At 41.2% G+C, this 21,486-nt stretch carries 20 protein-coding genes; 15 read left to right on the forward strand and 5 right to left on the reverse strand.

From position 1 onward, the window contains the following. The first annotated feature begins 48 nt into the window (after positions 1 to 48). The 9 genes from atpG (at position 49) to Xmir_RS03150 (ending at position 12,770) form a co-directional block, all read left to right on the forward strand. On the forward strand, positions 49 to 912 hold the full coding sequence (gene atpG / locus Xmir_RS03110) for a F0F1 ATP synthase subunit gamma (protein WP_099112981.1): 864 nt from the start codon (positions 49 to 51) through the stop codon (positions 910 to 912). A 34-nt stretch (positions 913 to 946) separates the two neighbouring features. Next, positions 947 to 2,329 carry a F0F1 ATP synthase subunit beta gene (atpD, locus tag Xmir_RS03115; RefSeq protein ID WP_099112982.1) on the forward strand — a complete coding sequence of 461 codons (1,383 nt, stop codon included), beginning with the start codon at positions 947 to 949 and terminating at the stop codon, positions 2,327 to 2,329. Between the two features lie 21 nt (positions 2,330 to 2,350). Further along, positions 2,351 to 2,773, forward strand: a complete 423-nt coding sequence (locus Xmir_RS03120; protein WP_045967700.1) for a F0F1 ATP synthase subunit epsilon — start codon at positions 2,351 to 2,353, stop codon at positions 2,771 to 2,773. Between the two features lie 186 nt (positions 2,774 to 2,959). Beyond that, the gene (gene glmU / locus Xmir_RS03125) at positions 2,960 to 4,360 is read left to right on the forward strand and encodes a bifunctional UDP-N-acetylglucosamine diphosphorylase/glucosamine-1-phosphate N-acetyltransferase GlmU (protein WP_099112983.1); all 1,401 of its coding nucleotides are present in this window, start codon (positions 2,960 to 2,962) and stop codon (positions 4,358 to 4,360) included. Between the two features lie 125 nt (positions 4,361 to 4,485). Continuing rightward, entirely contained in the window at positions 4,486 to 6,315 is a 1,830-nt protein-coding gene (glmS, locus tag Xmir_RS03130) for a glutamine--fructose-6-phosphate transaminase (isomerizing) (protein WP_099112984.1), read from the forward strand. Positions 6,316 to 6,517: 202 nt separating this feature from the next. Beyond that, positions 6,518 to 6,823 carry a type II toxin-antitoxin system TacA family antitoxin gene (locus Xmir_RS03135; protein WP_099112985.1) on the forward strand — a complete coding sequence of 102 codons (306 nt, stop codon included), beginning with the start codon at positions 6,518 to 6,520 and terminating at the stop codon, positions 6,821 to 6,823. Then, positions 6,804 to 7,346, forward strand: a complete 543-nt coding sequence (locus Xmir_RS03140) for a GNAT family N-acetyltransferase (RefSeq protein ID WP_099112986.1) — start codon at positions 6,804 to 6,806, stop codon at positions 7,344 to 7,346. Before Xmir_RS03135 ends, Xmir_RS03140 begins: the two co-directional genes overlap by 20 nt. A 350-nt stretch (positions 7,347 to 7,696) precedes the next feature. Continuing rightward, a complete protein-coding gene (locus tag Xmir_RS03145) occupies positions 7,697 to 9,586 on the forward strand; it encodes a site-specific DNA-methyltransferase (RefSeq protein WP_099112987.1) in 1,890 nt (629 codons plus the stop codon). A gap of 10 nt (positions 9,587 to 9,596) precedes the next feature. After that, complete coding sequence (locus Xmir_RS03150) at positions 9,597 to 12,770, forward strand: type III restriction-modification system endonuclease (RefSeq protein WP_167385929.1); 3,174 nt, start codon at positions 9,597 to 9,599, stop codon at positions 12,768 to 12,770. An 89-nt stretch (positions 12,771 to 12,859) separates the two neighbouring features. On the opposite strand, the gene Xmir_RS03155 is transcribed toward Xmir_RS03150, so the two are convergent. After that, positions 12,860 to 14,008 (reverse strand): hypothetical protein, encoded by a 1,149-nt coding sequence (locus Xmir_RS03155; RefSeq protein WP_099112989.1) that lies wholly within the window; start codon positions 14,006 to 14,008, stop codon positions 12,860 to 12,862. Between the two features lie 251 nt (positions 14,009 to 14,259). Between Xmir_RS03155 and Xmir_RS03160 the strand changes: the two genes are divergently transcribed. After that, positions 14,260 to 15,708: a flavin-containing monooxygenase gene (locus tag Xmir_RS03160; protein WP_099112990.1), complete on the forward strand. Its 1,449-nt coding sequence runs from the start codon at positions 14,260 to 14,262 to the stop codon at positions 15,706 to 15,708. A 64-nt stretch (positions 15,709 to 15,772) separates the two neighbouring features. Here Xmir_RS03160 and Xmir_RS31650 read toward each other — a convergent pair whose 3' ends face one another. Next, a complete protein-coding gene (locus Xmir_RS31650; protein ID WP_099113079.1) occupies positions 15,773 to 15,958 on the reverse strand; it encodes a rhomboid family intramembrane serine protease in 186 nt (61 codons plus the stop codon). On the opposite strand from Xmir_RS31650, the gene Xmir_RS03170 reads away from it, so the two are divergent. Together Xmir_RS03170 and Xmir_RS03175 are read left to right on the forward strand one after the other, a co-directional pair. Continuing rightward, complete coding sequence (locus Xmir_RS03170; protein WP_099112991.1) at positions 15,871 to 16,113, forward strand: hypothetical protein; 243 nt, start codon at positions 15,871 to 15,873, stop codon at positions 16,111 to 16,113. The two genes, Xmir_RS31650 and Xmir_RS03170, sit on opposite strands and share 88 nt — an antisense overlap. Then, on the forward strand, positions 16,113 to 16,415 hold the full coding sequence (locus Xmir_RS03175; protein WP_099112992.1) for a DUF1240 domain-containing protein: 303 nt from the start codon (positions 16,113 to 16,115) through the stop codon (positions 16,413 to 16,415). Before Xmir_RS03170 ends, Xmir_RS03175 begins: the two co-directional genes overlap by 1 nt. 72 nt (positions 16,416 to 16,487) lie before the next feature. Here the strand turns inward: Xmir_RS03175 and Xmir_RS03180 are convergent, their stop codons facing one another. Together Xmir_RS03180 and Xmir_RS03185 are read right to left on the reverse strand one after the other, a co-directional pair. Then, positions 16,488 to 16,967, reverse strand: coding sequence for an Hcp family type VI secretion system effector (locus Xmir_RS03180; RefSeq protein WP_099112993.1), 480 nt, complete (start codon positions 16,965 to 16,967; stop codon positions 16,488 to 16,490). A 103-nt stretch (positions 16,968 to 17,070) separates the two neighbouring features. After that, positions 17,071 to 17,274 carry a LemA family protein gene (locus Xmir_RS03185; protein ID WP_167385930.1) on the reverse strand — a complete coding sequence of 68 codons (204 nt, stop codon included), beginning with the start codon at positions 17,272 to 17,274 and terminating at the stop codon, positions 17,071 to 17,073. Positions 17,275 to 17,579: 305 nt separating this feature from the next. On the opposite strand from Xmir_RS03185, the gene Xmir_RS03190 reads away from it, so the two are divergent. After that, entirely contained in the window at positions 17,580 to 18,269 is a 690-nt protein-coding gene (locus Xmir_RS03190; protein WP_099112994.1) for a hypothetical protein, read from the forward strand. 93 nt (positions 18,270 to 18,362) lie between these two features. Further along, positions 18,363 to 19,469 carry an aspartate-semialdehyde dehydrogenase gene (gene asd / locus Xmir_RS03195; protein ID WP_099113081.1) on the forward strand — a complete coding sequence of 369 codons (1,107 nt, stop codon included), beginning with the start codon at positions 18,363 to 18,365 and terminating at the stop codon, positions 19,467 to 19,469. A 112-nt stretch (positions 19,470 to 19,581) separates the two neighbouring features. Here the strand turns inward: asd and Xmir_RS03200 are convergent, their stop codons facing one another. Further along, a complete protein-coding gene (locus Xmir_RS03200) occupies positions 19,582 to 20,328 on the reverse strand; it encodes a hypothetical protein (RefSeq protein WP_099112995.1) in 747 nt (248 codons plus the stop codon). Positions 20,329 to 20,835: 507 nt separating this feature from the next. On the opposite strand from Xmir_RS03200, the gene Xmir_RS03205 reads away from it, so the two are divergent. Beyond that, positions 20,836 to 21,462: a hypothetical protein gene (locus tag Xmir_RS03205; RefSeq protein WP_099112996.1), complete on the forward strand. Its 627-nt coding sequence runs from the start codon at positions 20,836 to 20,838 to the stop codon at positions 21,460 to 21,462. Positions 21,463 to 21,486: the final 24 nt, after the last annotated feature.

The following is a 21,486-nucleotide window of genomic DNA, read 5'->3' on the forward strand; positions in this document are numbered from 1 at the left end:
TTGATGAATAAAAAACATGGGCCGTCTGGTTAATGAGGAGAAGCAGAAATGGCCGGCGCAAAAGAGATACGTACCAAAATCGCCAGTGTGCAAAACACGCAAAAAATCACTAAAGCGATGGAAATGGTCGCCGCGTCCAAAATGCGTAAAACGCAGGATCGCATGGCGGCCAGCCGTCCTTATGCAGAGACCATTCGCAGTGTGATTGGACACCTTGCGTTAGGTAATCTGGAGTACAAACATCCATACCTTGAAGAGCGCGAAGTGAAGCGTGTTGGGTATGTGGTTGTTTCGACCGACCGTGGTTTATGTGGCGGTTTGAACATTAACTTGTTCAAAAAATTGCTGATAGAAATGAAAGACTGGTCTGATAAAGGCGTTCAGGTTGACTTGGCGCTTGTTGGATCGAAAGCGGTTTCTTTCTTTTCTTCTGTTGGCGGCAACATTGTTGCCCAAGTAACAGGGATGGGAGATAACCCATCATTGTCCGAATTGATCGGGCCAGTCCACGTCATGATGCAAGCATATGACGAAGGGCGTCTGGATAAACTGTATATAGTGACAAACAAGTTCATGAATACAATGTCTCAGGTTCCGACGATCACTCAGTTATTGCCTCTGCCAGCCGGAGACGATGAAACACTGAAGAAGAAGTCCTGGGATTATCTGTATGAACCTGATCCTAAGGCGCTGTTGGATACCCTGCTGCGCCGCTATATAGAATCGCAAGTTTATCAGGGCGTCGTTGAAAACCTGGCTAGTGAACAGGCCGCACGAATGGTAGCGATGAAAGCCGCGACCGATAACGGTGGCAACCTGATCAAAGAGTTGCAGTTGGTTTACAACAAGGCTCGTCAGGCCAGCATCACTCAGGAACTCACCGAAATCGTTTCGGGTGCTTCTGCGGTTTAACAGCTAGGTTTACGAATTACGTAGAGGATTCAAGATGGCTACTGGAAAGATTATCCAGGTAATCGGCGCCGTAGTGGACGTCGAATTCCCTCAGGACAGCGTACCGAAAGTATACGATGCCCTTGAGGTTAAAAACGGTGAAGAAAAATTGGTGCTGGAAGTTCAGCAGCAGTTAGGTGGTGGTATCGTTCGTTGTATCGCAATGGGTACCTCCGATGGCCTGCGCCGTCATTTGGATGTAACTGATTTAGGGCACCCAATCGAAGTACCAGTGGGTAAAGCTACACTGGGCCGTATCATGAACGTATTGGGTGATCCCATTGACATGAAAGGTGAGATCGGCGAAGAAGAGCGCTGGTCAATTCACCGTACAGCACCAACCTATGAAGAGCTGTCCAACTCTCAGGAACTGCTGGAAACCGGTATCAAAGTCATGGACTTGATCTGCCCATTCGCTAAGGGCGGTAAAGTGGGTCTGTTTGGTGGTGCGGGTGTAGGTAAAACCGTTAACATGATGGAGCTGATCCGTAACATCGCGATCGAGCACTCAGGTTACTCCGTATTTGCCGGTGTTGGTGAGCGTACCCGTGAAGGTAACGACTTCTATCATGAAATGACCGATTCAAACGTACTGGATAAAGTATCTCTGGTATACGGTCAGATGAATGAGCCACCAGGAAACCGTCTGCGCGTTGCTCTGACTGGCTTGACCATGGCGGAAAAATTCCGTGATGAAGGCCGTGACGTTCTGCTGTTCGTTGATAACATTTACCGTTATACCCTGGCAGGGACAGAAGTATCTGCACTGCTGGGTCGTATGCCATCTGCGGTAGGTTACCAGCCGACACTGGCGGAAGAGATGGGTGCTCTGCAAGAGCGTATCACTTCAACCAAAACTGGCTCTATCACCTCCGTACAGGCGGTTTACGTACCTGCGGATGACTTGACTGACCCATCACCAGCGACAACCTTTGCTCACTTGGATGCAACTGTCGTATTGAGCCGTCAGATCGCGTCTCTGGGTATTTACCCTGCGGTTGACCCACTGGATTCAACCAGCCGTCAGCTTGATCCACTGGTTGTTGGTCAGGAGCACTATGATGTTGCCCGTGGCGTTCAGTCTATCCTGCAACGTTATCAGGAACTGAAAGACATCATCGCTATTCTGGGTATGGACGAACTGTCTGAAGATGACAAACTGGTTGTGGCACGTGCCCGTAAGATCCAGCGCTTCCTGTCTCAGCCATTCTTCGTTGCAGAAGTCTTTACCGGTTCACCAGGTAAATTCGTTCCTCTGAAAGACACCATCCGTGGCTTCAAAGGTATCCTGAACGGTGATTATGACCACCTGCCAGAGCAGGCGTTCTATATGGTTGGTACCATCGACGAAGCTGTGGAAAAAGCGAAAAAGCTTTAATACGGCTGACGGGAGGTTGATATGGCTGCAATGACGTTCTCCCTGAACGTAGTCAGTGCTGAAAAACAGATGTTTGAAGGACTGGTACAGAAAATTCAGGTGACAGGCAGTGAAGGTGAACTGGGGATCTATCCTCAGCACACACCACTGCTTACTGCCATAAAACCGGGCATGATACGTATTGTTAAGCAGTTTGGTGAAGAAGAATTTATCTACCTGTCAGGTGGAATTCTTGAAGTTCAGCCAAACGGCGTTATCGTACTGGCTGATACAGCGATCCGTGGTAAGGATTTGGACGAAGCTAAAGTGCTTGAAGCCAAGCGCAAGGCAGAAGAACATATCCGTAATTCTCACGGCGATGTTGATTATGCTCAGGCATCTGCTGAATTGTCGAAAGCGATCGCGAAACTTCGCGTTATCGAATTGACAAAAAAAATGATGTAATAAATACCCAATAGATTTTGAATTGCGCCCAACTGAGCTGCAACTTGAAAGATAACGGGTATAGGCAGTGAGATAAAAAGCCAGTTAGTGAAAGCTAACTGGCTTTTTTGCATTGCGAAATATGTAGCAATTTATTTCGTAAACAGGTTTACTTTCATACTTAAAATTGGAATTGTTAGGTTTCTTATGTCTATTAGTGAAAACCGTGCCAGTGAAAACAGTATCGGTGCAAAAAGTGTTGTGATCCTTGCCGCAGGTAAAGGAACGCGCATGTATTCTGATCTTCCTAAAGTTCTGCACTTGCTGGCTGGTAAACCGATGGTTCAGCATGTCATTGATACCGCAATGGAATTAGGCACACAAAATGTTCATCTGGTTTATGGACATGGTGGTGACCTGATGAAACAAACACTCTCCAACCAACATTTAAACTGGGTACTGCAAGCTGAACAGCTTGGTACTGGTCATGCCATGCAGCAGGCCGCCCCGCATTTTTCAGATGATGAAGATATTCTGATCCTTTATGGTGATGTCCCTTTGATCGCGAAAGATACCTTAGAGCGTCTGATCGACGTTAAACCAGAAGGCGGTATTGGTTTATTAACGGCTATTTTGGATAACCCAACCGGGTATGGCCGGATCATCCGCGAAAATGGCGAAGTAACGGGCATTATCGAACAGAAAGATGCGACGGAAGAACAGCGTAAAATCAACGAAATTAACACCGGTATTTTGGTGGCAAATAGTGGTGATTTGAAACGTTGGCTATCCAAGTTGGAAAACAACAACGCACAGGGCGAATATTACCTTACCGATGTTATTGCGATCGCACATAAAGAAGGTCGCCAAATAAAGGCAGTACACCCAAGCCGATTGAGTGAAATGGAAGGGGTCAATAATCGCCTTCAACTTTCCGCACTGGAACGTATTTACCAGTCTGAACAGGCTGATAAACTATTGCTGGCGGGTGTTATGTTATTAGATCCTGCCCGTTTTGATTTGCGTGGAACATTGGAACACGGTCGCGATGTAGTGATTGATACCAATGTGATTATTGAAGGCCATGTCACACTGGGAAATAATGTTCATATCGGTTCTGGTTGTATCCTGAAAAATTGCATTATTGGTGATGGCGCGGTAATTAGCCCTTATACCGTAATCGAAGATTCTGAACTTGCTGCTGAGTGCACCGTTGGGCCTTTTGCCCGTTTACGTCCCGGTTCTAAACTGGCGGAAAAAGCGCATGTTGGCAATTTCGTCGAAATGAAAAAATCCTCTCTTGGCAAAGGTTCCAAGGCGGGTCACCTGACTTACCTTGGTGATTCTGAAATTGGTAATAATGTGAATATTGGTGCGGGAACGATTACCTGCAACTATGATGGTACCAATAAATTTAAAACCATCATTGGCGATGATGTATTTGTTGGTTCTGATACCCAGCTTGTTGCACCGGTTACGGTAGCGAAAGGCGCAACTATTGGTGCAGGAACCACAGTAACAAAAAACGTTGCTGAGAACGAATTGGTTATCAGCCGCGTGAAGCAAACCCATATTCAGAACTGGCAACGTCCTGTTAAGAAAAAATAAATAAAGATATATCCATAATAATAATCCCCATCTCTACAAAGCTCGGGGACGGCAATAGCCGAAACACAATCAGGCTGGCGACATAAAAAGGGCTTTATTTGCCCTGTTCTTAGGAATAAAACAAAATGTGTGGAATTGTTGGTGCAGTAGCACAACGAGATATTGCAGAAATTCTGATCGAAGGTCTTCGTCGCCTGGAGTACCGAGGTTATGACTCTGCGGGTATGGCTGTCGTTGACAGTGAAAACTGTATGACCCGCCTGCGTGAAGCGGGTAAAGTACAAATGTTGGCTGATGAAGCAGATAAACAGCCAGTCATTGGTGGCACAGGGATTGCTCATACTCGTTGGGCGACTCACGGTGAACCAAACGAACGCAATGCCCATCCTCATCTTTCTGAACATATTGCGGTTGTGCATAACGGCATTATTGAAAACCACGAAGAACTGCGCGAAGAGTTAAAAGCGCGTGGTTACATCTTCTCTTCTGATACAGATACAGAAACTATCGCCCATCTTGTTCATTGGGAACAGCAGCAAGGCGGCTCATTGCTGGAAGTGGTTCAGCGAGTGATCCCACAATTGCGTGGCGCTTATGGCACCGTGATTATGGACAGCCGTCATCCTGACGTACTGGTAGCAGCACGTTCCGGCAGCCCATTGGTAATTGGTTTGGGTGTTGGGGAAAACTTCCTTGCATCTGACCAACTGGCATTACTGCCAGTGACTCGTCGCTTTATCTATCTGGAAGAAGGTGACATTGCAGAAATCACCCGCCGTACCGTTCGTATCTTTGATGTACAGGGCGAAGCGGTTGAGCGCGAACAAATTGAATCTAACGTTCAATACGATGCGGGTGACAAAGGTGTGTACCGTCACTACATGCAGAAAGAGATTTACGAACAGCCAATGGCGATCAAAAGCACATTGGAAGGTCGTTTAAGCAACGGTCAGGTAAATCTGTCAGAACTGGGCGCTAATGCGGCAGAATTACTGTCCCAGGTTGAGCATATCCAAATTGTTGCCTGCGGCACCTCCTACAATGCGGGAATGGTTTCGCGCTACTGGTTCGAATCACTGGCAGGTATTCCCTGTGATGTGGAAATCGCCTCAGAATTCCGTTACCGCAAACCCGCGCGCCGTAAAGGCAGCCTGCTGATCACTCTGTCCCAATCTGGCGAAACGGCGGATACTCTGGCTGCATTGCGTTTATCCAAAGAATTGGGTTACCTGACGTCACTGACCATCTGTAACGTAGCGGGTTCCTCTCTGGTACGCGAATCTGACTTTACCCTGATGACCAAAGCTGGCGCAGAAATCGGCGTGGCATCCACCAAAGCTTTTACCACGCAGCTAACTGTGCTGCTCATGCTGGTGGCTTACATGGGACGTTTGAAAGATGCTAATACTGCATTGGAACAAAACATTGTCCATGCCCTGCACGCCCTGCCAAGCCGCATTGAAAGCATGTTGTCGAAAGACAAACTCATTGAAGCATTGGCGGAAGATTTCTCTGAAAAACATCATGCGCTGTTCCTTGGCCGTGGCGATCAGTACCCGATCGCAGTTGAAGGTGCGCTGAAACTGAAAGAGATCTCCTACATTCACGCAGAAGCTTACGCAGCCGGTGAACTGAAACATGGCCCATTGGCACTGATTGACGCGGATATGCCAGTGATCATCGTCGCACCGAACAACGAACTGTTGGAAAAACTGAAATCCAACATCGAAGAAGTCCGTGCCCGTGGCGGGTTACTGTACGTCTTCGCCGATCAGGATGCTGGCTTCACCGACAGTGAAAATATGAAGATCATCTCCCTGCCACACGTAGAAGAGTTGATCGCACCGATCTTCTATACCGTGCCACTGCAATTGCTGTCTTACCACGTTGCATTGATCAAAGGTACAGATGTGGATCAGCCACGTAATCTGGCGAAATCGGTGACGGTGGAGTAACCGTATTATGTGCCACTAATATAGGCATATGGTAAAACTGAATACTTTTTAAATCATTCATATTATATGTACGGCTGTAAGCCGTACATAATTGCTTATTATCCCACCAAATGCTATCTTCCATCAGTACGATAAATAAGCATTCACAGAGGATAGTCCTACAATAAAACCCACCCAACGAGTAAAACTGGAGTAACTATAAATGGCAACGATATCAGTGGAAAAAACGCTCAAAGAGGCTAAAAATGCCCGTGTAGAGTTAAAAACCAGCACAGAACTAAAAGAAATCTTACGTCAGGCCGCGCAGGTTGCCGGTGTTGATTTAAGTGCTTTTATCTTGAATGCGGCTTTCGAACGAGCTGAAGAAGTTCTAGAAAACCAAAAACGGCGTGAGTTAGATGAAAAAAACTGGCGTACCTTGAATGTACTGATTGCTGAACCTGCCTCTCCAACACTTGCTTTATGTGCTTTGATGAGAAAGAACAAAGATGGAAAAGCGACTAAATGAAATCATGGTTGAATACATTTGTGTAAACTATCAGAACGATATGACATACCCGGGTCAAAAAGCCTTTGATTGTGGCAATCATGTTATTAATCGTTACGTTCGCAATAGTCTTAAGAGTAACGTCGCCAATGGAAATTGTGTTGCCAAAGTCCTAATTGACACCAAAACTGGGAAATTACTTGGAGTCTGTAGTTTTACTGGCTATTCACTGGCAAAATCTCGGCTCAGTGGCGTATTAAGCGGCTCGATGTCAAGTGACCTTTCTGTCGTTCGTTTGGTGGTGCTGGGAGTATCAGTTAAACACCAAAAGAAAGGATATGGTCATATTTTAATGAGGGAATTTTTAGAGCATGTCATTAAAGTTCATAATGTGATGCCAATTAAGGGAATATTTTTGGATGCTGATCCTGATGCTGTTGCATTTTACACACTTCTCGGATTTGTTGAATTGAGAATTCCTGCATCCAATGGAACAATCCCCATGTTTTTAAAAATTCAGGATTTATTGGCAGCTATAAAGTAACAGCTGTTTATTTTTTGAATAACTAAATTTCAATGTGCTGTCTCATTTTTCCTGCACAATTCTTAGGGATACCATCAGCTATACGTAAGCTGACTGGATTTTTATTGGGCTCGTGGCGTCGAGACAGGCGCTGTTTTCAATTCGGCGGAATGTTGGCGATCCGATGGTTTTAGTTTCACATTTTATTTTTATGTTATAAGAGTGTCAGTATTTATTGTGATGTATCAGGGATTCTTGACTACGCTTAAACAGTAAGTTGCTGTGATTAAGGCAATGATTTAACTGTTTAACGAAGAATATGAACCACGAGCATGAGTTTTGCTCAGTTGGCAATAAATGGAATTCCTCTGATGACAATTGAAAAAATCACCCTGAACTACCCAGAATCCAAAAGTACAGATATCACTCAAGAAAACATCTATCAACTCAAACAACTCTTTCCCGACGCATTTTTTGAAGGAAAAATCGATTTTGAAGCCTTAAAAGCTATTCTTGGTGAAGCTGTTGATGATTCAGATGAGCGCTATAACTTCACTTGGCATGGTAAGGCTCGCGCGCGTCAAATTGCCCAAACTCTATCAACAGGTACGCTACGTCCATGCAAGGAGGAGAGTGTTAATTGGGATACTACTGAAAATCTGTTTATTGAAGGTGATAACCTTGAAGTACTTAAAATATTACAGAAGTCTTACCATAAAAAGGTAAAGATGATCTATATCGATCCGCCCTATAACACAGGTAAGGATTTTGTTTATAAAGATAATTTTCAGGATAACATTAGAAATTATCTTTCGATAACAGGACAAGTAGATAGTGATGGTCATAAACTATCTACCAACTCTGAAACGTCGGGCAGATATCATTCTGATTGGCTAAATATGATTTATCCTCGCTTAAAATTAGCGAGAAACCTACTGCGAGAAGATGGGAATATTTTCATCTCTATTGATGATGCAGAGATCCACAATTTGCGCCAAATATGTAATGAAGTTTTTGGTGAAGAGAATTTTGTAGCTGAGATGGTATGGCAATCAAAAAGTGGTGGTGGCCATGATGAAAAGAATATAGTTCGTGAGAATGAATATATTCTTGTTTTTGCAAAGAATAAAAATAGCGTGTATTTCGGTAGATATGAAATAGAAAACTCAAATTATAAACTACAAGATGAATTTATTTCTGAACGTGGAAAATATCTACTAAACAAGCTAGATAGGAGTATGAAGCCAAGTCATTACAGCGAAGCACTTAATTATCCAATTGTAGCCCCAGATGGGAGCCAAATTTGGCCAGGAGGGAAAAATGAAAAATCTCCAGACTGGAACTGGCGATGGAGTAAAAAAAAATATCATTGGGGGATTGAAAGTAAATTCCTTGAGATAAAAAAAGGCACTAATGGTGAATGGGCTGTTTATTCAAAGCAATATGAAAAGGTTGATCATAATAACAATGTGGTTGAGAGAAACTATCCATACCGTAGTGTAATTACTTCTTCAATTTGTAACACGACCCAAGGAAATCAAGATATTATAAAGGTCTTTGGTGCGAGTGTATTCGATTATACGAAACCTGTGGCATTAATGGAGCATCTGATTAAGGCCTCTGGAACCAAAGATACTGATATAGTACTAGACGTTTTCTCTGGTAGTGCTACAGCTTTTTGTGCAATTAATAATTTAAATGAAAAAATTGGAACAAATATTCACTTTATTGGTGTGCAGCTTCCTGAAATGACACCTGAGAAAAGCGTTGCAAGGAAAAATGGTTACAAGAGGATTTCTGATGTATCAAAGGCACGGATGAAACTAACAGAACCTAACCAAAAATATGGATTTAAAGTATTTAAGCTTGATGAAACTAATATCCGCTCTTGGGATGTTAACTTCGATAATTTAGAGCCAGCACTTAAACTTGCATTAAAATCAATTAAAGATGATCGCTCGGCAGAAGACGTTCTTTATGAAATCCTACTTAAATACGGCCTTGAATTAACCACGCAAGTAGATGAAAAAATCATAGAGGGCAAAAAAGTCTTTGTTATTGGCTCAGGTACCTTAATGGTTTGCCTGGACGATGGCATCACGGAACAGGTGGTTGAGGGTATCGCTAAACTGAAAGAAAAACTCAATCCAGAAAGTACCCAAGTCGTTTTTAAAGACCAAGGCTTTGCAGACAGTGTAGTTAAAACCAATGTGATTCAGATCCTGAAGCAGCATGGTATCAACGATGTGAAGAGCATTTAAGGTGGTGATGATGAAGATTCAATTTAGATCGGATTTATCACACCAAATCGATGCGGTTGAAGCTGTCTTAGGTGTGTTTGCAGGGCAAGAAACATTTCAATCTAATTTCACTGTTATTGATAATATGTTGGCGAATCAGCAACTAAATATCTTTGGTAAAAATAACGACCTCGGTGTCGGAAATGCTCTTACCTTATTGCCTGATGAAATTTATGCCAACACGCGTAATGTCCAGTTAAAGAATGGCTTGCCACAGGTTGAAAACGCAAAGCAAGAACTGCCCAGTCTGGATTTCAGTGTTGAGATGGAAACGGGTACAGGTAAAACCTATGTGTACCTGCGTTCTATCTTTGAGCTAAATCAGCGTCATGGACTAACAAAGTTTATTATCGTAGTGCCGTCTATTGCGATTAAAGAAGGCGTCTATAAATCACTGCAAATTACTGAGCAGCATTTCCGTGAGCAGTATAAAAGCGTCCAGTATGACTATTTTGTCTATGATTCATCAAGACGCGAACAGATCCGTAATTTTGCGACCAATGATTACATCCAAATCATGGTGATCAATATTGATGCGTTCAGTAAGTCATTCACCGATCCTACGAAAGAAACTACAGCGAATCTGATTCACCGTACCGATGACAGATTGAACGGAATGAAGCCTATTGAATTTATTCAGGCGACTCGTCCAGTCGTCATTATTGACGAACCACAGTCAGTGGTATCAACGGAAAACCGAAAAGAAGCGATTGGTAGCTTAAAACCGCTGTGTACATTCCGTTATTCAGCCACATTGAAGGAAGCGCCGCACTTGCTGTATAAACTTGACGCTATTGATGCCTACGAACGCAAACTGGTTAAGCAAATTGAGGTTGCTTCTCTGGATGTTAAGGATGGGCACAACCAAGCCTACATTAAGCTAGTGAGTGTTGATAATAAGACATCCCCCATTTCTGCCAAGATTGAAATTGACGCTCAAACGCGCACTGGCAAGCTGCAACCACGTAAGGTAATCACCATCAAAGATAGGCAAGTCAATGACTTGTTCGAGCTTTCGGGTAGGCGTAGTGTTTATGAAGGCTATGTCGTAAACGATATTTATTGCGAAGAAGGTAATGAGTATATTGATTTTACCAGTCGCGATGAAATTGTGCGCCTTGGGCAAGCGATTGGTGAAGTGGATGCAGAGGCCTTTAAGCGCATTCAAATAGCCAAAACTATCGAAGAGCATCTGGAAAAAGAGCTGAAGTTCTACCACAAGGTAACAACGGGTTATGACAAGCTCGACCACCCGAAGATCCTAAGCCAGAAAGGGATTAAGGTGCTGAGTCTGTTCTTTATCGATAGGGTTGCTAACTACCGCGGCTACTCTACAAATGGCGTTCCTGTGCAGGGTAAGTTTGCTAGGTGGTTTGAAGAAGAGTTTGCCAGGCAGGTTAGCAAGCCCAAGTACCGCGCGTTGTACCCGAAAATCTGGGATAAAGATGGCGATCAATACACCATCAACGAAGCCGCGTTACAAGAACTCACTCAAACAGTGCATGGTGGCTACTTTGCACAGGACAAGAAAAAAGATGCCTCTGGCAACCCTCAGTTCGCTGACTCGAAGCTGTCATCTAAAGGCGAAGGAGGGAAAACCGCGGCCGATGAGTCGGCTTATAATCTGATCATGAAAGACAAAGAAAAGCTTCTATCTATAGATGAGAAGCTGCGTTTTATCTTTTCACATTCAGCACTGAAAGAAGGCTGGGACAACCCGAATGTTTTCCAGATCTGTACGTTGAATGAAACCAATTCAATCACTAAAAAACGACAGGAAATCGGTCGTGGCCTACGTTTAGCTGTTGATCAATCGGGTGAGCGTGTGCCTTACGGTTTTGAGGTAAATACGCTGACCGTTATGGCAAACGAATCTTATGAAGACTTTGTTTCTGAACTGCAAAAAGAGATTGAAGCGGAAGAAGGCATTAAATTTGGTGCTGTTGAGTCTCACCAATTTGCCAACATTATTGTTTTTGGCGGACTGGATCAGAAAACCTTCTTGGGAGCGAGGAAGTCAGAAGAGATCTTCCAGCACCTTCTGTCTCAAGGTTATATTGATGGCAAAGGTAAGATTCAGAATGCGCTGAAAATTGCCATCAATAATAACGAGGTGAGCCTTCCTTCCAGTGTCGCTGAGCATACTAATACCATCGTTGCCACATTGAAGAAGTTGGCAAAAGGTTTGAATGTGAAAAAACACGAAGAGAAGCGCTCTGTAGCTTTGTGTGAAGATACAAATGGTAAGCAGGTTGTACTTGGTGAGGCCTTTAAAGCTCTTTGGGGGCGTATTAAATACAAAACGACTTATCGTGTTAACTTTAATACCAACGAACTGGTTGAAAACTGTATCAAGGAAATTAGAGCGAACGTGGTGGTAGCCAGTGCCAAATTTCAGTACACCAAGGTTAAAGTTGCGGTTACTGAAGCTGAACTGGAAGCCTATGATGAGAAAACAAAAATCCAATATTACCGCAATCGTAACTTCCAGTTGCCAGATATCGTGACTTATCTGACCGATCAAACCAATCTGACCCGTCAGACAATTATCGATATTCTGCTGGGTTTGGGCGATAAACTGGAAGCCTTCAAAAACAATCCTCAGCGTTTTATCGAGTTAGTTGGTGAAGCTATCCGTAAACAAATGCGAATTGTCATTGTAAATGGTGTTAAATACCATCGTCTTGGTGACGAAGCATACTATGCCCAAGAGCTTTTCCAAGAAGAAGAGCTGACTGGCTACCTCAAGGATATGGTGAAAGCTGAAAAGTCGGTATATGACTACGTTATTTGCGATTCAGATACTGAGTTTAACTTCGCCGAAAAGCTAGAAAGAGCTGAAGAAGTGAAGATTTATTCCAAGCTGCCATCTTGGTTCAAGATTGATACCCCTCTGGGCAGTTACAATCCTGACTGGGCGGTATTAGTTGACAAAGATGATGGAACCGGGGAACAGCTTTACTTCGTGGTTGAAACGAAATCAAGTATATTCTCAGATGATCTGCGTGAGGCTGAACAGGCTAAGATCAAGTGTGGCGTTGAGCATTTCAATGCGCTAAGCAAAGACAAAGGTGGCAAAGAGATGCCCAACGCTGCCAAATTTGTCAAAGCCGATAACTTTGATACGTTCAGTGCTCATTTTTAACCTTAATGGCGCCAAGGCACTAGCAATAGTGCCTTCTAGATATTGACAAGGTGCTGGTTTTTATCCGGCGCTTTGCTTTAGTGATAAAATCAAATACTACCTTGGTATTTACCGATTTCCTGATTGAGTGATTCCAATCGTTGAACCAGTGATCTCCTTCTTTCTATATGTTTGGCAAATATCCGATAGAGTGGAACAAATTCTGCCAGTGCGTTATTAACGCGATAAGCATCGTACAGATCTTTCATTTCTCTGGCCGCTTTATCATAAGCGCTGGCATGGCCTTGCTCACTGTATTTCTTCGCATTTTCCCAGTGAACCTCTCTTGAGGAAAAGACAGCATTGAGCCGCTTGAGTGTTGCAAGCCGCTCTTGTTCGATTCTTTGTTGTTCAGCCAATAAACGTTCGCGCGTTACTTCCTCATTCGCAGCTTGCAAATAGGTATTAAGTGACGCAGGACTCAGCCAGTATTTATAATCATTGCTGGTGAACGGCTTATAAACCAACGCACGAGCCTGATTTGCAGTGAGCTGTCCTTGCTCAAATAAAGATTTTAATAGCAAATCCTTATCTGATTCAGATAGCCTGTTCATTTGCTCTGTTGCGGTCAGATGTTCAACTTTTGCGGTATGTGCCTGCGATGATTTAAGCAATATATCCAAGGCCCTGTAAGCTTCTGGTGGAATACCGAATAATTCGGCAAAGGCAGATTGAGCTTCGGATAATTGTTTAAAATTGAAATTAATCAGAGGCAGTTTATCCAACGTCTCATCACCATCAAATGCACGTTTCAGCCAGGGCAGATATAACAGGCGATAATCCCCTTCCATGAGCTCAGAACGTAACTCAACCAAATGATCTAAATAATCTTTTGCATCGTCATCGTCCATATAGTAATCATTTTCGTCCACGGAAAAGGTGAATAACAGATAGTTTTTCCCTTTCTCACAGATCACGGAATCCCCATCATCAATGCTCATAAATACCGAAGGGATCGCATCTTGTGGCACTTTCAGGTAGCAAATAACCTGCCCCCAATTTGCATAATAGATCCCCACATCAAAATACTGAGCCATTAATTCAGAGGGTTCAGCCTTTAAGTCACTGTAGTTGTAATGAACAGTAAAATGATTTGAGCTTATTTCGGCTCGGCTGGAGATAGTTCTCAGCTCGGCTTTTTGTTTCGCTGACAGCGCGCCATCAAGTCGTTCAAAATGATAATATTGATATTCACTCATGGTTAGATCGCTATAAATTTAGGTTCATATAACATTGTAGAAATCTCACTTTAAATCTTGTCCGATTCAAGAGGAAATTATTGTCGCGAGTGAGTACAGCCAACAAAGAGGCAACTTGAAAGACGAAGAGTATATAACTGTGATACTCCCCCCACATAAATGCAAATGGTTGTTCCTGCAAATAAAAAATAACATGACATGTTGAACAAGCTACTTATCTGATTAGAAAGTCTTTTTGCAGGAGGGGTAACATGAATAACCATTATGATGTTTTGATCATGGGAGCGGGAGTTTCTGGCATTGGTATGGCATGTCATCTGGCAAGAGAGTGTCCTAACAAGAAAGTGGGGATCTTAGAACGTCGCCATAATATAGGTGGAACCTGGGATCTATTTCGCTATCCCGGTATTCGCACAGATTCCGATATGATGAGCTATGGCTATAAATTTCGTCCTTGGGAAGATACCAGTATTTTTGCAGATGCACCTTCAATCAGGCGCTATCTCCGTTCAGCAGCGGAAGAGTATGGCGTTGATAAGAAAATCCAGTTTGGATTAAAGATCACCCAAACTAATTGGTCAAATGAAGCTCGCCAATGGACTATTACCGCGATTGACGAAACCAGTGGGGATACCCGGCAATTTACCTGTCGTTTTCTTGTCGGTGCGACAGGTTACTATAACTATGATGATCCTTATTTACCCAAATTTCCCGGTCTTGAAGAATTCAAAGGTCCGGTCATTCACCCCCAACATTGGCCTGAAACATTGGTTTACAAAGGAAAGCGGGTTGTTGTGATTGGGAGCGGCGCAACTGCGGTCACTTTACTTCCATCAATGGCTAATGATACTGAACACATCACCATGCTTCAGCGCTCCCCAAGCTACATTTTTTCAATACCGGGAAGGGATAAGCTCGCTGAGCTTTTAAAAGGGATTATTCCGCAACGTTGGATTTACGCGTTGAGCAGAAGTCGCAATATCTTCTTTTTCAGTTCGTTGTATAGGATAAGCCGATATTCTCCTAAGCTATTGAAATCGTTTTTGCTGGGTTTAGCTCGCAGAAAAGTCGGCCCTGATTTTGACATGAAACACCTTACGCCAAAGTATATGCCATGGGATGAACGGTTGTGCTTTGTCCCCGATAGCAATCTATTTAAAGCATTGAGAGAAGGTAGAGCGTCTATCGTTACCGACCAGATTGAACGTATAACTGAAAACGGTATTTTGTTGCAGTCTGGTAAGGAACTTCCCGCGGATATCATAGTGACAGCGACAGGGCTGCAATTACAACTGATGGGTGGAATTGAGCTTTCAATTGATGGACAACAACAGCAAAGCAATAACCTAATGTTCTATAAGGGGACGTTGATACAAGATATCCCTAATTTTGCCTATTTGTTTGGTTATATCAATAATGCCTGGACATTAAAAGTTGATCTCTCAGCAGAATATATATGTCGCTTGTTAAACGAGATGGATCGTCGCCATGCCACGGTTGTAACAGCACATGCTCAATCGGATGAAACATTGTCCAATGAGCATATTTTTGGTGCGTTGCGATCGGGGTATGTACAACGTAGTGAATTTGGTCTTCCTCGTCAAGGACGTAGCCCAAATTGGTATGTTTCACACGATTATAAAAAGGATAAAGAAATTATAGGGCAGCCAGTAGATGATATGGCATTACGCTGGAAGTAACTTTTTAATATACGGCTAAAGGGTTTCTGATTCCTCTAATAGCCGTATTTTTTGTTTTTCTGAACTAGCGATGTGTAATGCTCCATTTTTTAGTAAGCCAAGAGAAAACGACTCCTGCGATGGTACCAAAAATATGTCCTTCGGTTGAAATGCCTTGTTGCCATGGCAGCAAACCGAAGACAATTCCTTGATAGAAGATATGAAGAACTTGAAAGACAACTAAATAAAAATATAGATTATCATGCCTTATTAGATCAAGATGAAGCTATAATTTTCTTGAAAACATTAGAGAGTGACTTTAAATCATTGCGAGATGAAGTTTATTCAATAGCTGATCCATTGTCAAATTTCGCTGGAAACATAAAGGATGTTCCTGGAGTTTTTAAAATAGGGCAATTGAATTAATGCTTAAGAGAGATGAAATTGTTACGTTTTCAGCTAAAAGTGCTTGGTTTATTTGGGTTAGTCCATTATGTATGTATTTTTCTTTATTATTATTTAAATACCTTTTAACTAAAAAACAGGTGGTATTCAATAATAAAATAGGGAGTGTTTTTGGTCTTTTAGCTGTAATAGGATTTGTTTTTAATTTGTTTTTTTCTTTTTATGTTGATTTTAAACTAAAAAATGAAAACTACATTACATGTGCTAAATCATCATGGATAGCACCTAATAAATATGTAAAAGATATATCCCTATGCAAATAATCATGCTTGTTTTTATTGTCAGCTTTATACCACCTCTATCGGAGGTGGTGATCATTCCTAAGGGATTTTTGCTTAATAGGTTCTGTCTTCCCATATGCTATAGGCTGATGTACCAGCTGTTATATGATTCCATGAAATTGATTTGTAATTTAGAAAAATCCTTTCATGTGGCATGGCATCAAAATCATTTATAGAATGCGGGTATACACAGGATATGTCAGTGATAGTGGCTTCCGTGATTTTTACTTCATAGAATAATTCCAGTTGTCCAGCTTGGCTTGTTCTGTAAAAAATAAAAGCGCCATTTAGAGATTCGTTTGAATCTATTGCCATCGCTAATAATGGTGACGATTTATCTATAGGTTTAATGAATTGTATGGGTTGATGACTGACATTCTGTTGTCGTGTAATTGTATGATTCAGGCTGAGTACCTGTATTTGATCTTCATGCCCATTTTGATACCGATTTCCTATCGAATCTGGAGTGGAACACCCCGCAGATATGAGACCTTGTTTTTTACCATTTAAAGATAAATAAATCATATATGACATAAAATTACCATCCTAGTTTTTTATTTAAATTATGGGCTTAATCAAGACCATAATAACTTAACATATAAAAAACTTGCAATGAGATCATCAAGGCAAAAAATATCTACCAAAGCACCTTTTTGTTAGAAACGATAGACACTAAAGCCGGTATCTGGTCAGCACGTTGCTTCAAGATAACATCGATATTGGCAAAGGCATTATCAACGTTATTGCGTAGTAGAATTAAACGGTTATAAAGGCTGACTCCTCCAATTATCCCACTGATAATCAGGAAGAAAATCACTATAACGGTTATCATTATTTCCATTTATTTTATACCTTAATGTTTCCTTTTAAGGCTATTCGGGGTAAGAAAAAGAAAGGTTGATCCAAAGCCTACAGTTTTGCTGTAGGTTTCTTTTATTCTTTATTTCCATCTCATTGATATTCTGATCATTAAATCAGAGCCCAATCCTTAATGCAGTCAATTTATTTGCTTGTTTTTCTGCAATATTTCGTTCTAACTAATGAATGGTAATTAATTGCATGAGTAATCCACAAAATTGCTGTCGCATTCATACTGCTTGGTATGGTAATGGTAAGAACAAAAGTAGCATATAAGGAATGGTTATCATGAAAAATATTAAAGTCTTTCGTGGTTTTTATACATTTGAAGATATTTATCATGGTCATTTTCGTTTATCAGTTTGTTCTCATGGTGAATATGATGAAAGTTATTCCATGGGATATTTAACCGTCCTGAGTGAAAATCTGACTATAGAAAACATGACACCTAGTGAACTATATGATCAATTAGTTAAGAACGGAGGAATAATATTAGACAGATTTAGGTATATTCATCTGGTGGTATGTAATTCTGCAACTTGCGAGAAGGATAGAGACTCTCCCTATGACTTTGAGGAATCTTTTGCTTCTGAGTTTTCTAAGTTGTGTTCAAACAGTATTGTGATTGGTTATATTGGATCGGTTAGGGTACGCAATAATTATTTTAATCCACAAACCTTGAGTTATGAGCATGATAAAGATACTCAACGTAATGAAGAAGTATTTAGAATAAGTCATATTTGTCAGCTTCATTTTTCAGAGCTTTCTCGGAACCAAAATGCCAGAGCTGCTTTTATGGCAGAAAAAGAAGCTTATTCAAGGGTAGTTACTGTCGATCCTATTACTCCAAAACCTTTTTTGAGACCCAAAGTGCCAGGCAAACCGATAAGTAATCGCAGTTCCAGTCGAATGGGAATACATACTTCTGTATGGTTTAAAAATGGCAAACGCATCCATGCAGAAATGTTGGTGTTATAGTGCATAAATATGCTTGCACCTTTCGTTATATTTTGTCAGTTTTAAGGATGTCAGTTGTATCTGACGAACATCTTTCAAGGCAGGGTAAACATGATGAAGAGTGTAGGTTTTATCGGCTGGCGCGGTATGGTCGGCTCAGTATTAATGCAGAGAATGATGGAAGAGCGGGATTTTGACGAAATCAATCCGGTTTTCTTTACCACTTCCCAACATGGGCTACCTGCACCGGAATTTGCAGGTAAATCAGGCGTCTTACAGGATGCTTTTAATATCGAGGCGCTGAGTGCGCTGGATATAATCATTAGTTGTCAGGGCGGGGATTATACCAATGAAATTTACCCCAAACTGAGAGCAACCGGCTGGCAGGGATATTGGATTGATGCTGCTTCCGCACTGCGTATGAATGACGATGCGATCATTATTCTCGATCCCGTTAACCATCAACATATTCAGAACAGCCTGAATAAAGGCATCAAAACGTTTGTTGGTGGTAACTGTACTGTCAGCCTGATGTTGATGTCATTGGGTGGTCTGTTTGCCAATGATTTGATTGAGTGGGCATCGGTATCAAGTTATCAGGCGGCTTCTGGCGGTGGAGCTCGCCATATGCGTGAACTGCTGGTACAAATGGGCATGCTGCATAATCAGGTTGCAGATGAGTTGCAAGATCCGGCTTCCGCCATTTTGGATATTGAAAAACGTGTCACAGAGTTTACCCGCAGCGGTGCATTGCCGGTTGACCAATTTGGCGTACCTTTGGCGGGAAGCCTGATCCCGTGGATTGATAAGCAACTGGAAAATGGGCAGAGCCGCGAAGAGTGGAAAGGTCAGGCAGAAACCAACAAGATATTGAATACGGGCAATAATGTGATCCCGATTGATGGTCTGTGTGTCCGCATTGGTGCTTTGCGCTGCCATAGTCAGGCATTTACCCTGAAATTGAAAAAAGATATTCCGATTCATGAGATTGAAACGTTGCTGTCTTCTCATAATGATTGGGTTCGCGTGATCCCGAATGATCGTGAACTGACAATGCGTGAATTAACGCCGGCAGCGGTGACTGGCACGTTGAATACGCCAGTGGGGCGCCTGCGTAAACTGAATATGGGGCCGGAATATCTTTCTGCATTTACCGTCGGTGATCAGTTGCTGTGGGGAGCGGCAGAACCTTTGCGCCGTATGCTGCGTATTTTGTTGTAGAAAAGGGTTAAGTTTTTTATTGAAGTGACTGTTCAGCATCCGTTGGGATAATACCGCCAATTCGATAGAGAAATTGGCGGTATTTGTTATTTTTTTCATCTGAATTTATTTTTTATATTGAGAGGATAGAAGAATTGTTAAATTTGTATACTTCATCTTCTGTATAGAAAGTCCAAAAATTGTTTCCATTTGGATCTAATGTCATATAGTCATCATTATCAATGAATCCCATTCTATGATAAACTCTATTCAGTTCATCAGTTGCTGTCATTAGCTGTAATTTTCCATTAAAATCCATTTCATAGGATTTGTTAACTGCTTTTTCCATCAATAAATAGGAGCAGTTTTTTATTCCTGGATGAGTGATAAGGTTGTTGACTGTCAGAGAATTTTGTTTTTCTATATCATAATGTTTAAGTTGAATTATTCCGATAGGTATTGTTTGAATATAACAAACAAAGTAAAAATACTTTTCAGTGTTTCGATTATGTTCATTGATGTCATATCGCATTGAAATTAGTGTTTGTTCAGTTATACAGCATCTCAGATCCCATAAATCTTGTGGTGTTTTTAATTTCTTATCTTCTATATTACGCCATGTATATTCAGTATCTTCAATATGGTCCAGCCATTTATCTTCGCGAATGGAGTTGAGAAGTTTATTGATTGCATTTTCTGCTACTTGTAGACTAACTTCTATTGATGCGATAAAGGGAAGCTTGTGTATAAGCATTTGTTTATTAATGTCTATATTAGATAGATTATCGGGTAGTGAGGTGGATAGATTTTTTGAACGAGCCAAAGAGTTTGACTGCATTTTTTCAATTTCTTTATTAAAAGAATAAGCTTTTTTAAACATAATAAAGACCTCTTAATAGGGTTTTTTTAGTAAGTTCCTTTGAACCTATACCCGCTGTGGCTAAGAAAAAGACCATGCGTTGTTCTGAGTTTCTTTTGAGTTATCTGTATTGTTAATGTGTTCAAGCCAACCACCTTTAATGATTGAATCATGAAGTTTTGATACAAAATTTATTCTTCTTAGCATGATGAAAATCCTTATCAATATGGTGGTGTTATTTTATTGGTATAGGGTTTGTTTTTGTTAAATTCTCATCCTCTTCAAACTTACCGATAATATATCATAGCAATAAAATCACTGTTGTAATAGTTAAGTTTTATTTAATTTATGACATGAAATGTTCTATGTTTGATTTTTTATGGTGAGTAATTTTTATTATTTATTTTAATTGTGCCTACCTTAATTTGTTTTTGTTTTATGTTAACAGTTGAATTAGATTTTTATTGTTGGTTTATATAATTAATAAACTCGTTATAAATTTTTATAGTTTAATTGTGAGGTTTTTTTATGAGACTGAATAAAAAAAGTTATCTTCTTATTCTGCCTATTTTGTTAGGAGTGAGTCATTTTAGTGTGGCGGACAGAGCGATTGAGGATTTAATCACAAAGAATGGCTTAAAAGATACGAAAGTGATGTCGTTGTACAAAAATGGAACATTGGTTGTTGAGACCGAAACGCCGAATAAAGTGACTTTAATCAGTAAAAAAGCAAAAAAAGCTGATGAAGAGGCACAAGAGGCAATGTTTTGGTATCGAGCAATGCAGATGAAGGAATATAAGGCATTTGATACCAATAAATACCAGAAGGTTCCTTGTGTTACAGAGGCAAAAGCATTTTGTGGTATTGCACCTCGTTTTGATTATTCAAAAGACTACTTGACTAATAAAAATCCGGGCGTCGTCATTGAGTTCAGTACCATAGAACCTAAATGGTTATATCATGATTTTACTGAGTTGCATAAATGTCAGGTTAAAGCCGAGGGGGGCGGAACATATGGCTTAGGTCCAGCAGGAACATATGCAAGCTGTGATACCACTTATAAACAAAAAGGGCTGGGTAATGTGTTTAATAAGTGGTTGGAAAAACCAGAAAAGATTGATGTGATTATTTCATATGTGTTATTGGCTAAATAAAAAACTCATATCATTTGCTGATCT

It is taken from the genome of Xenorhabdus miraniensis, assembly GCF_002632615.1.